Raw genomic sequence first — 15,501 nt, 5'->3', positions numbered from 1 at the left:
CGTCGCCGGGCACGCTGACTGATTAAGCTCTTAACCACAAGGCGTCACAGGGCAGTTGGGAACGTGGGGTCCGTATGACGAGTTCGCGTGTCTGGCGACGTCCCACGCTGGACGCCGTGGCCGCCTGGGCCGGCGTGTCCACGGCCACGGTGTCCAACGCGCTCAACGGCACCGGTCGGCTCTCCGAGGCGACCAGGCAACGCGTCCTGGCCGCAGCCGGCGAGCTCGGCTACGCCCCCGCCAGCACTGCCCGCGCCCTGGCCCGCGGTGCCACCGGGGTGCTCGGCCTGACCATGACCACGTACGGCGACCTGCCCGTCCCCTACACCGAGATCCCGTTCTACGCACACCTGGTGCTGGCTGCCATGGCGGCGGCACACCAACGCGGCTACCTGCTGCAGGTGATGCCGAACTCGATGTCGCCGTGGATGTGGCTGAACACCCCGATGGACGGCGTCATCCACGTCGGTCCACGCGCGGACGACCACGTACGTTCCCTGCTGCGCGAGCGCGGCATCCCCATGGTCTGCGAAGGCCGGCCGCCCGAAGCGCATTGGTGCGACGCGTGGGTCGACGCCGACCACGACACGGGTCTGCGGCTCCTGCTCGACCACCTCGTGGACTCCGGTGCCCGGAGGATCGGGCTCACCCTGCCCGTGCACGACGACGCGTACCCGCACCTGATCGCCGACGCCTACCGGACCTGGTGCGCCGAACAGGGCGTGCCCGTCCTGGTGGAGGAGTACGCGTCGATGCCCGACTACTTCACGGCGGAACAGGAGGCGGCCGCCCGGCTTCTCGACCACGATCCGAGACCGGACGCCGTCCTCGGCGTCTACTCCGACTCCGGTCACAACATCCTGGCCGCCGCGCGCCACCACGGTCTTCGGGTACCGCGGGATCTGCTGGTGGCCTGCGTCAGCGAGGACCCCGACTACGCCACGACCACCCCACCCGTCACCACGCTCAGCCTCCGCCCGGACCGCACCGGCGACGCGGCGGTCGACCTGCTGATCGCCGTCATCAACGGCCGCGCCGGGGTGGACCGGCGTCGGCTCGTACAGCCGGTGCTGATCCCTCGCCGGTCCACACGGCGCCCGTCGAGGGATACGCGACGACCGTAGCTGTGGCCCGCGTGCTCAGTGGCGGGCGAACTGCACCTGGGTGTGCTGCACGACGTTCGGCTTCACGGCGAGGCCGCTGACGGTCAGTTGCTGGCCGTAGATGTCCGTGATCCTTATGGAGCTGCCGCATCCGGCGCCGTCGGCGGAGAGGAAGTAGTTGTAGCCGGTCCGCGGCAGCCGCCGCCAGCCGCTCCCGGTCCGTACCTCCAGTCCCGTCACCGGGTTGCGGTGGTCGATGACCTGGATGCCGCACCAGTAGGCGCTGGACCCCGTCTTGTACCGGATGGAGATGTTGCCGATCGAGCTGGGGCTCACCAGGCTCCAGGTGATCGCGAGCCGGCCGACCTGGAGATCGGCGAGTTTGGCGAAGGCCTGCTGGCTGAGGTCGAGTTGCCCGGGAGCGCAGGGCAGTGGGCATTCATTGGTGATCCGTACGGTGACGGACCTGCCGTTGGCCGCGCGCACGAGCACGTACGCGCCGCACGCCCTGGACGTCTCGTAGTCGGTGGTGTTCATCGCCGCGATCATGAGGTCGGGGCTCGGGCCGAACAGACAGGCACCGTCGCCGTCCTTGGCCTCGTAGGCGGTGGCGACTCCCTTGTAGGAGGTCCCGGGCTGGATCCGCCCTGCCGACGACGTAGTGGCGGCCGTCCTGCGCGGTGCCGGCGGGGTGACCTTGACCGACTTCCGCGCGGCGGGGGTGGCCGCGGAAGCTGTCGGCTTGGGCGTGCCGGTCGGGGAAGCAGTACTGGCCGACGCGTCCGGTGTGCCGGTCTCAGCCGTGGTGGTGGATGTGACCGCAGTGGTCGCGACCGGCGTGGCCGCGGCGGCGACCGCATCGGCCTTTCTGTCCGGGACCAGCCCCATGACGAAGTAGGCGAGAACGCCGGCGACGCCCACCCCCACCGTGGCCCCCAGCACGAGCCTGCGTCTTTGCCTGCGCCGCCGCGCGGCCTGCCTCGCTGTCTGCATTGTCTGTCCGTTCGGGAGATCGAGCTGATGGTGCACTCTTCAGTGACCGCCCGAGGCGAAAAGGTTGCCGGACCCTGGACGCCCCGCCTGCGCGGATTCAGAATCGACGGTGCTGAATCCGATGCGCGGGAAGGGTTGGACTTCTCGATCACGGCGGAGGAAGGTGGGCACGGTTCCCGCCCCCCGGGGCATCCCGCATCGCACCACCCGGAGACCATCCGATGAACCACGTGGCGAACCCCGAGCGCTACGACGGCCCCATGCGTTACCGGCGCACCGGACGCTCGGGACTCGACCTGCCCGTCCTGTCCCTCGGCTACTGGCACAACTTCGGTGACGACCGCCCCTTCGAAGTGCAGCGCGAGATCGCCCTGCGCGCCTTCGACCTCGGGGTCACCCACCACGACCTGGCCAACAACTACGGGCCGCCCTACGGCTCCGCCGAGCGCAACTTCGGGCGTCTGCTCAAGCAGGACCTCGCGCCGTACCGCGACGAGCTCGTGATCTCCACCAAGGCCGGCTGGGACATGTGGCCCGGACCCTACGGCCAGGGTGGTGGCTCGCGGAAGTACCTGCTGGCCTCGCTGGACCAGTCCCTGCAGCGGATGGGTCTGGACTACGTCGACATCTTCTACTCCCACCGGCTGGACGCGAGCACGCCCCTCGAGGAGACGATGGGCGCGCTCGACACCGCGGTCCGTCAGGGCAAGGCCCTCTACGTCGGCATCTCCTCCTACGACGCCGACCGCACTCGGCAGGCGGCCGCGATCCTCCGGGACCTGGGCACTCCGCTCCTCATTCACCAGCCGTCGTACAGCATGCTCAACCGCTGGATCGAGACGGACGGGCTGCTCGACGCGGCGCAGGAGGAGGGCTTCGGCGTCATCGGCTTCACCGCGCTCGCGCAGGGCCTGCTGACCGGCCGCTACCTCGACGGGATCCCCGAGGGTTCGCGCGCGTCGCGCGGCACGTCCTTGGACGCCGCCTGGCTGACCGACGACATGCGTGAGCGTCTGAATGCCCTCAATGACATCGCCGGACGCCGCGGCCAGACCCTGGCTCAGATGGCCCTGGCCTGGGCCCTGCGCGACCCGCGTGTCACCTCCCTCGTCATCGGCGCTTCCAGCACCGAGCAGCTGGAGCAGAACGTGGCCGCCCTCGACCACCTCGAATTCACCGCCCAGGAACTGGCCGAGATCGACAAGTACGCCACCGACGGCGGGGTGGATCTCTGGCGCGACGCCCGACTGGGAAACCTGGGCTGACCCTACCGGCTCCCGCACCAGGGCCTGGGCGGCCCGATGGCCGTCGGGTCAGGATTCCTGACGGGCCCGTGGACCGACCAGGCCCTGGTACAGGTGCCGCCGCTCTTCGGAGCCGTCCTCGGTCGCCGCCAGCGCGGCATCCCACTCCTTCTTGATCTCGTCGAGGAAGCCGCGCCAGTCTCCGCCGGCATGGGCCTTGCCCAGCCCTGCGAGTTCGACCAGGCGTTCGCTCCTTCAGCGCTCCGCGGCTCCACGTTCACCCCGTGGTCTTTCGCCTTGTTCCGCGAAGTGCTTGTTCGTCTCATCAGGCCGATCCGGGCTGGGGGAGGGACTGCGCGCACCAGATGGTCTTGCCGTGGGGGGTGTGCCGGGTGCCCCACCCCTGGGTGAGCTGGGCGACGAGCAGCAGGCCGCGGCCGCCCTCGTCGAAGGCGCGGGCCCGGCGCAGATGCGGGGCGGTGTTGCTGCAGTCCGAGACCTCGCAGATCAGGGCGGTGTCACGGATCAGCCGAAGCCTGATCGGGGGCTCGCCGTATCTGATGGCGTTGGTGACCAGCTCGCTGACGACCAGCTCGGTCACGAAGGCCGCCTCCTCCAGGCCCCAGGCCTCCACCTGGTCGATGGCGACCTTCCTGACGCGCGGCACCTGTGCGAAGTCCGGCTCGACATCCCAGTCGGCCACGTGCTGGGGATCCAGGGCGCGGGTGCGGGCGAGCAGCACGGCGGCGTCGTCAGTGCGGTGGTCGGGAAGGGTGGTGTGCAGCACCGTGTCACACAGGGCTTCGAGAGAGCACGCCGAGGGGTCCAGAACCCGCAACAGCTCGTCGATCCCCTGGTCGACGTCGCGCACGCGGCTTTCGACCAGCCCGTCGGTGTAGAGGGCGAGCAGGCTGCCCTCGGGCAGCTCGATCTCGGTCGCCTCGAACGGCAGCCCGCCGATGCCCAGCGGAGGGCCCGGTTGCGCGGAGACGGTGGTCCTGGTCCCGTCCGGGGAGAGGACCAGCGGAAGCGGATGTCCCGCGCTGGCCAGCGTCAGCCGGCGGGTGACCGGATCGTAGACGGTGTACAGACAGGTGGCGCCCGTCTCCCCGGTCGTCTGGAAGTGACTGGTCGGCTGGAGGTCGCTGGCCAGGTGGAGGACCAGGTCGTCGAGGTGGGTCAGCAGCTCGTCGGGCGGCAGGTCGACGTCGGCCAGGGTGCGGACCGCTGTGCGGAGTCTGCCCATGCTGGCCGAGGCGTGCAGGCCGTGGCCAACGACATCGCCGACGATCAGCGCGACCCTGGCTCCGGACAGGGGGATGACGTCGAACCAGTCACCGCCGACTTCCGCGCCGGTGCCCGCGGGAAGGTAGCGCGATGCGACCTCGACCGCCTCCTGGTTGGGCAACCCCTGCGGCAGCAGGCTGCGTTGCAGCGTCAGTGCGGTGGTGCGCTCGCGTGAGTACCGGCGGGCGTTGTCGATGGCGACCGCTGCCTTGGCCGTCAGCTCTTCGGCCAGGATCAGGTCGTCCGCGGTGAACGCCTCCGGCCGGTCCGTGCGGGAGAACGTCACCACTCCGAGCAGTGCCCCGCGCGCACGCAGCGGCACCGTGATCCGACCGGTCAGTCCGTTCTCGGCGAGAGAGGCGTCGATCAGCGGATTGCCCGGCGGCCAGTGGGCCGGGTCGGCGGCGAGACCGGGCCCGAAGGCCCATTCGCCGCCCGGACCGGGCTCGCCGGCGAGCTCGACCTGGGAGGTGCCCGCGGCCATGCAGCGGGCGGCGACGGAGTCGGGGGCGAGGGTGATGGGTGTCGGAGGTCCGATGTGCCCATCCCTGCCGTCCCCGGCACTGTGCCGGACGGCACGGCTGAGCGTGAGGCTCTCCCCGCTGGTGATCAGCGATGCGGAGGGCGGTTCCTCTCCGCGCAGCACCTCGTCGAACAGGTCCACGGTCACGAGGTCCGTGAAACGGGGCACGGAGCTCCTCGCCAACTCCTGGGCCGTTCCGATCACGTCGAGCGTCCGGCCGATGTCCCGGCCGGCTTCGTTGAGCATGAGCAGCCGTTGCCGGGCCCAGTACTCGGCGCTCATGTCGAATCCCCAGTTGGCGACCGCGCGGACCTTGCCCTCGGCATCCCGGACGGGCCAGATACTGGTGGCCCAGGCATTGGCGTAGTTGCTGCCCAGTGGACGGAAGACGGTGATCAGGCGGGCGGGCCGGCCCGTCCTGGCCACCTCGGCGAGCTTGTCGGTATAGGGCTTGTCGTCCCGTTCGGGAAACAGCGAACGGTCGAATTCGGGAAGCACCTCGCGGTACTTCTTGCCGACCACCTGTTCCTCGGAGTGGGCGATGACCCGGCCCGAGGAGGCGTTGATCCACAGGAACCGTAGTTCGGGGTCGTAGGCGCCCAGAGCGAAGGGGCACTGCTCGAAGGCCCGGTCGACGATGACCGGCCGCCGGTCCCACCGCTGCACGGTCATCACCCGGCCCTGCGCCTGCCCGTGAGAGCCGAGCAGCGGCTGGACCGTCACCACGGCGTCCACCGACGCGCCGTCCCGGTGACGCAGGGTGATGGGACCGGAGGGGGTGGCGCCGGTGCCGGGACTGCCGAGGAGACCGGCTGGCGGAGAGCCGGCCAGCAGGTCCGTCACGGGCCGTCCGACGGTGTCCTCGGCCGTCCAGCCCAGCAGGTGAAGCGCTCCTTCGCTCCAGCCGCTCACCCGGCCGTCCGGGTCGACCATGACGACGGCAGTCGGAGCGTCCTGTGGGTCGGCCATGTCCACGCGCCACACCTCCGTCCGGACCGTGGTGCCCGCGAGGGCTCGTCTCCAGAGGCCGTTTTCCAGCCTAGAGGCACTCTTGCCGCACGGCGTTCCGACCGGTCCGAACGGGCCGCGCAAGCCGGTCGCGGTGCCGCGGCCTGACTACGCTCGGCAGGGGCTCCCCGCGTACGATCCGACGGCCGCTGCCAGGCATCCGACCGACGCCATGCGGGCGCCCCCGGGCCGCGCTTCCGACGACAAGGGCTCCGTCAGGCCCTTGTCGTCGGTGTCGGGCCGTATGAGCACGGCTGCGGTGTGTGACGTGATCGAGGCGAGGCGCTGGGCGGCTGTACCGACGCCGACGGAACAGCGTTCCTCATCTCGACCGGCCTGGCTTGGGCGGCGCCGACCGATCAGGTCCGATCCGCACCCCGGCCCGGATCGCCTGGGGAGGTGGGGACCGCCGGGCCAACGGGTCGTGTTCGGGTGAAAACCCTTCGACCGGGGACGTCCGGTACTTGGATGATGAACGGATGACTCCGGCTGAAGCGGCAGCGAGAACTCTGCAGGACCAGGCCGCCCTGTGGAGTGTCAGGGAGATCGGTGCCGGCGACGTCGTCACGGCAGCCTGTGACGCGCTCGTCGCCGGACTCGACAGCCCGGCCTTGCGCATTCTCGCCGCATGCACACGCGCCGAGGCAGATTACGACGTCCCGGATCTCCTGCCCCCGGCGCTCGACGAACTCGGTCTCAGCCTGTACTCGAGGGACAGCGTTGCCGGACAGGAGGCCGCGGCACGGGCACTCGCCCGGCGTATGCTCGCCGGCGAACTGACGCCTCGGGAACTGGTCTTCCGGATCCACCAGCGCTTCGGACACACACTGGCCTCGGTTGAGCGGCTCGCCCAGCTGGACGACGAGTACGACTTCCTCGAATGCGAGGACCCGACACGGGAACAGGTCGACGCGGAAGTCCACGCCGAAGCTCGCCGACTCCTGGAACATCCCACCGATGACCCAGCTGACGCGTCAGCGGCAGCGGCAGACAAGGCAGGGTACACCTACCGGACGTCGACGTAGTCGCCGGCCGCCGTCGAGGCGCCGGTGGTGGGGTTGGTGGCGAAGGCGAAGCGGTAGTACCCGTCGGCCTTGGCGAGGGTGGTGGCCTTCAGCGCGCCGCCGGTCCCGCTCGTGACCTTCTTGAGGGTGGTGTAGGTGTTGCTTCCCTTCTTGCGGTACTGCAGCAGCACCGGCTGACCCGTGTAACCGGCGTACGTGCCGTTGTTCCAGTTGGCGCGCTTGAGGCGACCGGTGACCGTGATGGTCCTGCCCTTCTTCACGGGCTCCGGGGCGGCGTCGGCGGTCAGCGTGGACGCCTTCTTGATCCGGGTGGTGGCGACGTCGTCGTTGTAGCTGGCGTTCGCGTAGAGGTCGTATCCGCCCAGGAACAGTTTCCAGGTGCCCGCGACACCGTTGTTCTTCAGGTCCGACGCGGCGTTGATGGGGAAGACCGCCTTGCAGGCGTAGACGCCGGTCTGCGTCGTCGACTCGGTGCAGACGGGGTCGTCGTCGGTGCCCAGGGAGCCGGTGATGGTGTCCGTGCTCGAGCTGTCGGTGCCCTGCCACAGAAAGGCTTCCGTGAGGGCGACGCCGCTCGAACTGGTCGCCGTGTAGGTCACGGTGACGGATTTTCTGGTCGTGGTGCCCAGAACGATGTCCTTACCGTCGTTGATGACAGCGTGGGTGAAACTGATGTTGCCCAGCGAGGTCTCGGGGCGAACGGAGTGCGCGGTGAAGGAGCGGAGCTTCGCTGTCGCGTCCGTACGTTCCGCCGCCTGCGCGGCTAGCGGGAAGCAGATCGCGGACAGAGCGACGGCGCTGGGAAGGACGATCGATATGGCACGTGTACGCATGTGATTCCCCGCCAGGTCGATGGTGCACCCGCCGGAGGTCTCCGAGCGGGCCGGCCGAGCGCGTGCGGCACACGGGTCTCGTGCAGCACGCCGGTCTCGTCTGCGAACGGTACGTGGCGGGGTCCGGGTGTCCGCATCGGTGGAATCACGGAGTTCACCACTGATGTCTGTCGCTGGCCTCGGAACGGCAGCGGGGGGATTGCGGACTGTGTGGGGGGCACGGCTCCTTCCCCTCATCAGCGCGCTCCGGCACCCCCTGGACGCGGGTGCCGGAGCGTTGTACGGCCAGGTGCGGAAGCCGGCGTCCCGTGGGGGAGCCGCTCGCGGAGTCGGCGGGAAACGGGACGCAGCGGACGACCCGCCGGGCCGGTCCTCCCGAGAGACCGCCCGGCGGGCGCACCGCGTCAGGTGGCTATGGCAGCGGCGGGTAGGCGTTCTGCATCAGTTGCCGGAACTGGGCGGAGAACCAGTGTCCGGCCAGTGGCGCGTTCGCCAGGGCGCCGGTGGGGTTGTTGCCGTTGAGCACGTTGCCGCCGTAGGTGGGGTCGCACATGCGGTCGAAGCCCTTGCCCTCGTCGTTGGGCACGGCGGTGCTGGAGCCGTCGGACTCGCCCGGCGGCTTGACCCACACGTAGGCGTCGATCCCGGCGGCCGGGGCTGCCGTGGGTCGTTCACCGAGTCCGGCGCCGCTCTGGTTGCACCAGTTGCCGGCGTGAATGCGCCGGTCGATGCGACTGCCGTTGACGTAGTCGTCGACGGAGGTCGTGGGGCCGGGGCCGGTGGGCCGGGCGGAGCCGCCCCAGCCGTTGCGGGAGGTGTCGATCAGCATGCCCAGGCCGGAGTTGAACCCGGCGGCGACCAGCTTGTCCCGCAGGGCGAGCGCGTACGACTGCTCGTCCACGTACTGGTTCCAGTCGACCCACTTCGACTGGCGGACGGTCTGGCCGTTCACCGTGTCGGTGATCTTGAAGTTGGGCTCCTTGACGGGGCTGTAGTTGGCGGTGTTGGTGATGAACCCCGCCACGTCGTTCACGCTCGCGCCGTTGGTCGTGGCGACCTTGGCGAACTCCTGCACGGCCGGGCCGAGGTTGCTGTCCCAGCCGAGCCAGCCGTGGTGGCCGGCGTCGATGTAGTTGTAGACGTTCGGAATGGCGCCGAGCTTGTCCAGGGCGTAGGAGACGCCCTTCTCGTAGTTGCCGTTGTTCTTCATGGTGACGCATGCCGCGGTTGTGCTGTTGGTGCCACCGGCGTTGGTGACCAGGTTGGGCAGCGAGTCGGGCTCGATGACGGTGGCGATCCGCAGAGCCGCGTACTTCGGATCGGAGAGGATCGAGGCGATGGGGTCGATGTACTGGCTCTTGTACCTGTCGATGTCGTTCGGACCGAGTTCGCCGTTGGAGGCGAGGGCGGCGCAGTCACGGCCGGGCAGGTCATAGATCACCAGCTCGATGACCAGGTCACCGGAGCCCTTCTGCCTCAGTGCCTCGTCGAGGTGCGCGCGCAGACCCATGCCGCCGTTCACGCCGTTGATCGCGGCGATGCGGTCGAGCCAGACGGCGGTGGACTGCTGGGCCACACGGCTGCCGCCCGGCTCGGCGGCGGCCTCGGCCGACCACTCGGGGTTCACATATCCCTTGGCCCCCACATAGGGATTGTCGACCCGGCTGCCTGTGCCGCCACCGGTACCGCCGCCTGTGCCGCCACCGGTACCGCCGCCTGTGCCGCCACCGGTGCCCCCGCCCGATCCGCTGCCGTCGTCGACATTGCAGGTGACCCCGTCGAGGGTGAAGGTGGTGGGCACGGCGTTGGTGCCGCTGTAGGAGCCGTTGAAGCCGAAGCTCACCGAACCGCCGTTGGCGAGCGCGCCGTTGTAGCTCTCGTTGGCGGCGGTGACGCCGGCACCGCTCTGGGTGATCTTCGCGTTCCAGCCGCTGGTGACCTTCTGATCACCGGCGTACGACCACTTCAGGGTCCAACTCGATTTGGCCGCCGCGTTGTTGGTGATCGTGACGGCGGTGGTGAAGCCGGTGTCCCACTGGTTCTGCACCTTGTAGTCCACCGTGCAGGGGACCGAGGCGGTGGCGGCACCGGCGGGAGACGTGAGAAGTGCCATCCCTGAGGTGCCGGCGGCCAGCGCCAGCGCGGCGACGAGCGACATTCTGGTACGACTCATGAGTGCGGGTTCCTTCTGCTTCGGGGGTTGTTCACTGCCTGAGCACAGGTACGTGGTCACTCAGGTCCCTGACGTTCGCTGAGAACTCAGGGGCGCCCCGGGGCGAAAGCGCGTGGCAGCTGCCTAAGCCTCGATCCACCGACGTGGCTCGCGGGTGATCTTCTGAGGGGCTTGTGGGCCGGGTGTGGAGCGGTGGCCGTGACTGGGCAGGGGGGTATCCGCTGGTCTGCCCAGCTCTTCCACGCATGCGGCTCCGGTCGGGCCCTGGCGGGCGGGGTGGTCGGGGGCGTCAGGCTGCTTCGGGCGGGCCATGGACGGTGTCGAACAGGTGCGTCCAGGCATGCTGCCAGGGCCAGTTGCTCGGCAGGTGCAGGGTGAGGCGCCGGGCGGAGCGGGCGATCCTGGCCGGGACACGGACAAGGTGGGCGCGCAAGGTGGCGGTGGTGGCCTTGGCATGGAAGGCCGAGGTCAGGGCGCCGGTGGCCCGCAGCAGGTTGTAGGCCATCGCCCACAGGACCAGCCAGGCCGCGTTGGCATGGAAGTGTCCCGAGGGCAGGTGGGCCAGGGCGGAGGCTTTGCTGTCGGCGATGACCTGCTCGACGACGGTGTGGCGGCGGTGTTCCCTCTCGGCCTGGAGGGTCTCGGCGGGGTTGTCGGTGAAGAACGGGTGGTAGCGCCAGACGGGGAAGAGTTCGCCCTGTTCACCGACGACGGCGGGTTTGGCCAGGTCACGGACCCGGCGCACGATGAGGCGGGCCGTGACGCGCTCGGCCTTCTTCCGGCTCGCGAACGCGGTGTAGGCGGGGATCTCGGCGACCTCTGCGTCGAAGATGAGCTCGCCGGTGTCGGGATCGGGCACGGCGGTGGGGTAGGTGATCTGCTGCCATGCGGCCTCGTCGATGGCCAGGACGGCCCGTTTGACGGAGGGGTTCATGCCGCAGGTGATGGAGAAGCGGGCGCCGGCCCGGCGGCAGGCGGCGATCACACCGGCGTTGTAGAACTGCGCGTCCGCGCGCAGGATGCGCAGGCCGGTGCAGCCGACCTCGCGGGCCGTGGCCAGGGCCTCGCTGACCAGCTTCGGGGCGCCGCGGGAGTCGGCTGCTTTGCCGCGGCGCAGCCGCATGGTGGCGATCACCGGCCTCGAGGTGGGGGTGCAGATCGTGGCGAGCAGGGGGTGCAGGGTGCGAATGCCCTTGAACCGGCCGTACTCGGCGCCCTGCTTGGTGCGGCCGTAGACGCGTTTGTGGGTGGAGTCGACATCGATGAACGCCATCTCGCCCACGCCGGGCAGCAGCGGGGTGTGCGCGGCCAGTTGGGCCAGGAACCTGCGGTGCACGGCGTGGAGTTGGAGGGCGTGGCCGTGGGTGAACGCACGCAGGAACGTGCCCAGCGTGGAGGGGGCACGGACCCCTGCGAACAGGGCCGTCATCGCGCCGTGCCGCAGGACGTCGAGGTCGTCGATGCTGTCCGCGCCCGCGACCATGCCGGCCACGATGCTGGTGACCTTGGCATCCGCCGCCGCACCCGCGCCGTTCTTCACCCCGCCAAGCTTCACCTTGTCCGCCACCAGACGGGCAAGCCCGCATCGTTCGGCCAGCCGCATCACCGGGACCAGCCCGGCATAAGCGACCAGATTCGTGTCATCGAACGCGGCGGACACCACCGCAGCCGCATGGGAAGATTGCATCTCGCGGATGCACTCCGATTCTGTGGACATGGAACCCTAGGAAGTCCCATCGTCCCAGCTCAGAGGGCATCCGCGTCTTCATGTCCAAGCCCTGGACCGGCCATTGCCCGGTGGATCGAGGCTAAGACTGCTGAACGCGGGGGTGTCGCATGAGCGACTCCGTGCGCCTCGGGGGCGTCGTTACAGACGCGTCGAGTGATGGAATCGCTCCCACTGGTGCAACGGACCGTAGCGCCAACGCGACGGATTGCACAGGGCCGGTGCTTCATTTTTCTCAACGGGTTCAGTTCGCGTCATTCAACTTCTTGACGTCTTGACCTATCCGACGTCCGTCCCCACTATTGGGAGCGCTCCCACTGGTTCATGCCTTGACCCCCCTCGAGCCGCACTCCGGCAAGGAGGAACCAGCACCATGGATCCCGAACGCAGACGCAGAGCCGTGCGCCGGCTCTGGGCGGCCGCTGCCGCGACCCCGGGCCGGGCAGACATGGCTCCGGCCGTGGACTCGTGCGCGGAGCTTCTCGAATGACCCCCCGCTGAGGCTTCGTGTGCGCGACCCCGTCGCCGGGTGACGGGGTCACCCAGCCGGGCGGCCCTCGGCCCCCCAGGGGCCGCCCGGCTGCATTGTCAGGAGCATGATGATCGCATCAGCCCTGCGAGTCCGTATTTGGGAGCGCTCCCAGGATGAGGCGCTCTCGCAACGCCCCCCACCTTCTGGCGGAGGATCCGCATGCAACTCTTGAACCCCCACGGCAGGGCACGGGCCCTGCTCGGCGCGCTGCTCACCGCACTCCTCGCGCTGACGGCCCTTCTCGCCACCGCTCCGCCGTCGCACGCCGACACGACCATCTGCGATCAGTTCGGCTCCACCACGATCCAGGGCCGTTACGTCGTCCAGAACAACCGCTGGGGTACCAGCGCCACACAGTGCGTCAGCGTCAACGACTCCGGCTTCCGGATCGTCCAGGCCGACGGCTCGGTCCCGACCAACGGCGGTCCGAAGTCCTACCCGTCGGTGTTCTACGGCTGTCACTACACCAACTGCTCACCCGGCACCAACCTCCCCGCCCGGCTGAGTTCCATCTCGAGCGCGCCCACCGGCATCTCCTACAGCTACGTGAACAACGCGGTCTACGACGCCGCCTACGACATCTGGCTGGACCCCACGCCCCGAACCGACGGCGTGAACCGCACCGAGATCATGGTGTGGCTCAACCACGTCGGGTCGGTGCAGCCGGTCGGCTCACAGGTCGGCACCGCCACCGTCGCCGGGCGTTCGTGGCAGGTGTGGTCCGGCAACAACGGCTCCAACGACGTGCTGTCGTTCGTCGCGCCGTCGGCGATCGGCAGCTGGAGCTTCGACGTGATGGACTTCCTGCGGCAGGCCATCTCGCGTGGACTGGCGCAGAACAACTGGTATCTGACGAGCGTTCAGGCAGGCTTCGAGCCGTGGCAGAACGGCGTGGGCCTGGCGGTGACGTCGTTCTCCTCGAGCGTGAACACCGGCGGGGGCACGCCTGGCGGTCCGGGCGGCTCCTCTGCCTGCAAGGTGGCCTACGGCACGAACGTGTGGCAGGGCGGTTTCACTGCCGACGTCACCGTGACCAACGCGGGTACGTCCCCCGTCGACAACTGGAAACTCGGGTTCACGCTGCCCTCCGGACAGAGGATCACGAGTGCCTGGAGCGCCGACCTCTCCGCGTCGTCCGGAGCGATGACGGCCGGCGGTATGGCGTACAACGCGACCATCCCGCCGGGCGGCCAGGTCTCCTTCGGATTCCAGGGCACCTACGACGGCGCCTTCTCCAAACCGGCCGGCTTCACTCTCAACGGCACGTCCTGCACCACCGGCTGAAGGCGCCGGAGGCCACCCGCACGGTCCTGTGCCCTCTCGATCGCCCACCGAGTCGATACGGGCTGTCGTCCTGTCGAAGCTGGGCCGAGACTCGCCGGCCGCCCGACTGCGAGAGACCTCGCCGGAGTTCGCGGTCTTCGAGCCGGGTCGGCCGATCGTCTGCTCCAGTCGCATGCCCCGTCCCCCGAGGTCGTAAGATCGGTGATCTCGTGGGGGAGGTGGTCATGGCCAAGCGACGCCCTGAGGCGCCGACGCTGGAGGAGGTGGCCGCCCACGCAGGGGTGGGGCGGGGTACGGTCTCCCGGGTCGTCAACAACGCGGCCGGCGTGAAGGAGTCGACGCGCCGGGCCGTGCAGCGCGCGATCGAGGAGTTGGGATACGTGCCCAATCTCGCGGCCCGGTCGCTGGCCGGGCGGCGCGCCGACGCCGTGGCCCTCGTCCTGACGGAGCCGGACTGGAGGATGTTCGCGGAGCCGTTCTTCTCGGAGGTCGTCAGCTCGCTCGGAGACGCGTTGGCGGACACCGGTATGCAACTGCTGCTGACGCTGGTCCGCTCGGAGGAGGAGCGCAGGCGCTTCCTGGAGTACGCGCGTGGCGGCCGTGTCGACGGAGTCCTGATGATGTCCGTGCACGCCGGCGATCAGCTGCCGGACATGCTCGCCGAGGCGCGGTTGCCGACCGTGCTGCTGGGGCGCCGCTCGGGCGACGAGCACGTCAGTTACGTGGACGCGGACAATGTCGGCGGCGCTCGCGGCGCCGTCTCGTATCTGCTGAAGGAGGGGCGCAGAGCGATCGCCACCATCACGGGACCGCTGGACATGTATGTCGCGCAGTGCCGGTTGCGCGGCTACCAGGACGCCCTGGTGTCGGCCGGTCTGGAGAACGGGCCGTCGTGGGTGGCCGAAAGCGACTTCACCGAGGACAGCGGACGCCGTGCCATGGCGGAACTCCTGGAACGCCATCCGGAGATCGACGGCGTCCTCGCGGCGTCGGACACCACGGCGGCAGGAGCTCTGCAGGCGCTGCGCATCGCGGGACGACGGGTGCCCGACGACGTGGCGGTGATCGGGTTCGACGACTTTCCGCTGGCTCAGTGCACCGAGCCACGGCTGACCACGGTGCGTCAGCCCTTGGGGGAGATGGGGCGGGCCATGATCAGGCTGCTCCTGGAGGAGATGGAGGAGCCGTTCGTGGCATGGCGGCAGGTCATCCTCCGTACCGAACTCGTCGTCCGCGAATCGGCCTGACGGCGTCGGGTCCCGGCAGGCCGAAGGCTCTGACGTCCGGCGCATGCAGGGCGAACCGATTCGACGCAAGCGCTTCGACGGACTGCGACGACCGGCGTTGCTCCGGACAGTCCTTGCCGCGAAGCGCAAACGGTTCCAACTCCCGTTCAGGGGTGCCCGCTTGGCCGAGCACCGTACGCTCCGGTGCTCCGCGCTCCGCAGCCGTGCGACATCCTCCCTGTTCGGCGGTGTGATGGAGAGTCATTCCAAAGGTCGTGTCTCGGCCGCCGACTGCGCTCACACGGCCTGGGGCACTCACGTGTCGGCCGGCCGGGTCCGCGCCCGGTGCCGCCACTTCGCAACTTTTCGTGCCTGCCAAGAGCTTGCGCACCGCGGCGATCAGCAGTCGAATCGATTCCGCAGCAAGGTTCGCAGGAAGCGTCCCCCCACCCTGGACAGCCCTGCGAGACCGGGAGCACCGTCTCCCCCGGTACCACTCTGCAATCCCACTGCATCACGGCACGTTCCAGCGCTTCGGCAGGTG

General features: G+C 69.4%; 11 protein-coding genes. 5 read left to right on the top strand and 6 right to left on the bottom strand.

Annotated elements, in window-relative coordinates; translation table 11 throughout:
• Positions 1–74: 74 nt before the first annotated feature.
• The gene (locus ABZ453_RS07490) at positions 75–1,124 is read left to right on the top strand and encodes a LacI family DNA-binding transcriptional regulator (protein WP_359012495.1); all 1,050 of its coding nucleotides are present in this window, start codon (positions 75–77) and stop codon (positions 1,122–1,124) included.
• Positions 1,125–1,139: 15 nt separating this feature from the next.
• On the opposite strand, the gene ABZ453_RS07485 is transcribed toward ABZ453_RS07490, so the two are convergent.
• A complete protein-coding gene (locus ABZ453_RS07485) occupies positions 1,140–2,096 on the bottom strand; it encodes an expansin EXLX1 family cellulose-binding protein (protein WP_359012493.1) in 957 nt (318 codons plus the stop codon).
• A 221-nt stretch (positions 2,097–2,317) separates the two neighbouring features.
• Between ABZ453_RS07485 and mgrA the strand changes: the two genes are divergently transcribed.
• Positions 2,318–3,361, top strand: coding sequence for an L-glyceraldehyde 3-phosphate reductase (gene mgrA / locus ABZ453_RS07480; RefSeq protein WP_359012491.1), 1,044 nt, complete (start codon positions 2,318–2,320; stop codon positions 3,359–3,361).
• A gap of 48 nt (positions 3,362–3,409) precedes the next feature.
• On the opposite strand, the gene ABZ453_RS07475 is transcribed toward mgrA, so the two are convergent.
• Together ABZ453_RS07475 and ABZ453_RS07470 are read right to left on the bottom strand one after the other, a co-directional pair.
• On the bottom strand, positions 3,410–3,583 hold the full coding sequence (locus tag ABZ453_RS07475) for a hypothetical protein (RefSeq protein ID WP_359012631.1): 174 nt from the start codon (positions 3,581–3,583) through the stop codon (positions 3,410–3,412).
• Positions 3,584–3,665: 82 nt separating this feature from the next.
• Positions 3,666–6,119: a SpoIIE family protein phosphatase gene (locus tag ABZ453_RS07470; protein ID WP_359012489.1), complete on the bottom strand. Its 2,454-nt coding sequence runs from the start codon at positions 6,117–6,119 to the stop codon at positions 3,666–3,668.
• 518 nt (positions 6,120–6,637) lie between these two features.
• Here ABZ453_RS07470 and ABZ453_RS07465 point away from each other — a divergent pair.
• Positions 6,638–7,183 (top strand): hypothetical protein, encoded by a 546-nt coding sequence (locus tag ABZ453_RS07465; protein ID WP_359012487.1) that lies wholly within the window; start codon positions 6,638–6,640, stop codon positions 7,181–7,183.
• Here the strand turns inward: ABZ453_RS07465 and ABZ453_RS07460 are convergent.
• The 3 genes from ABZ453_RS07460 to ABZ453_RS07450 form a co-directional block, all read right to left on the bottom strand.
• Entirely contained in the window at positions 7,165–8,016 is an 852-nt protein-coding gene (locus ABZ453_RS07460; RefSeq protein ID WP_359012485.1) for a hypothetical protein, read from the bottom strand. The genes ABZ453_RS07465 and ABZ453_RS07460 overlap by 19 nt on opposite strands.
• A gap of 412 nt (positions 8,017–8,428) precedes the next feature.
• Positions 8,429–10,189 (bottom strand): glycoside hydrolase family 6 protein, encoded by a 1,761-nt coding sequence (locus ABZ453_RS07455; RefSeq protein WP_359012483.1) that lies wholly within the window; start codon positions 10,187–10,189, stop codon positions 8,429–8,431.
• Positions 10,190–10,478: 289 nt separating this feature from the next.
• Positions 10,479–11,876, bottom strand: a complete 1,398-nt coding sequence (locus ABZ453_RS07450) for an IS1380 family transposase (protein ID WP_359012629.1) — start codon at positions 11,874–11,876, stop codon at positions 10,479–10,481.
• Positions 11,877–12,606: 730 nt separating this feature from the next.
• On the opposite strand from ABZ453_RS07450, the gene ABZ453_RS07445 reads away from it, so the two are divergent.
• Both ABZ453_RS07445 and ABZ453_RS07440 read left to right on the top strand, forming a co-directional pair.
• Positions 12,607–13,731 (top strand): cellulose binding domain-containing protein, encoded by a 1,125-nt coding sequence (locus tag ABZ453_RS07445; RefSeq protein WP_359012481.1) that lies wholly within the window; start codon positions 12,607–12,609, stop codon positions 13,729–13,731.
• Between the two features lie 224 nt (positions 13,732–13,955).
• On the top strand, positions 13,956–14,978 hold the full coding sequence (locus ABZ453_RS07440) for a LacI family DNA-binding transcriptional regulator (protein WP_359012479.1): 1,023 nt from the start codon (positions 13,956–13,958) through the stop codon (positions 14,976–14,978).
• Positions 14,979–15,501: the final 523 nt, after the last annotated feature.

The organism is Streptomyces sp. NPDC005799 (assembly GCF_040630525.1).
GTDB lineage: Bacteria > Actinomycetota > Actinomycetes > Streptomycetales > Streptomycetaceae > Streptomyces > Streptomyces griseorubiginosus_B.
Note: the sequence above shows the minus strand (reverse complement) of the source record. Positions and strands in the feature narration are given on the sequence as shown.

Excerpts from the sequence above, each read along its gene's own strand:
- ABZ453_RS07490 (WP_359012495.1), top strand. The coding sequence starts at position 75 with ATGACGAGTTCGCGTGTCTGGCGACGTCCCACGCTGGACGCCGTGGCC.
- ABZ453_RS07485 (WP_359012493.1), bottom strand. The coding sequence starts at position 2,096 with ATGCAGACAGCGAGGCAGGCCGCGCGGCGGCGCAGGCAAAGACGCAGG.
- mgrA (WP_359012491.1), top strand. The coding sequence starts at position 2,318 with ATGAACCACGTGGCGAACCCCGAGCGCTACGACGGCCCCATGCGTTAC.
- ABZ453_RS07470 (WP_359012489.1), bottom strand. The coding sequence starts at position 6,119 with ATGGCCGACCCACAGGACGCTCCGACTGCCGTCGTCATGGTCGACCCG.
- ABZ453_RS07465 (WP_359012487.1), top strand. The coding sequence starts at position 6,638 with ATGACTCCGGCTGAAGCGGCAGCGAGAACTCTGCAGGACCAGGCCGCC.
- ABZ453_RS07460 (WP_359012485.1), bottom strand. The coding sequence starts at position 8,016 with ATGCGTACACGTGCCATATCGATCGTCCTTCCCAGCGCCGTCGCTCTG.
- ABZ453_RS07455 (WP_359012483.1), bottom strand. The coding sequence starts at position 10,189 with ATGAGTCGTACCAGAATGTCGCTCGTCGCCGCGCTGGCGCTGGCCGCC.
- ABZ453_RS07450 (WP_359012629.1), bottom strand. The coding sequence starts at position 11,876 with ATGCAATCTTCCCATGCGGCTGCGGTGGTGTCCGCCGCGTTCGATGAC.
- ABZ453_RS07445 (WP_359012481.1), top strand. The coding sequence starts at position 12,607 with ATGCAACTCTTGAACCCCCACGGCAGGGCACGGGCCCTGCTCGGCGCG.
- ABZ453_RS07440 (WP_359012479.1), top strand. The coding sequence starts at position 13,956 with ATGGCCAAGCGACGCCCTGAGGCGCCGACGCTGGAGGAGGTGGCCGCC.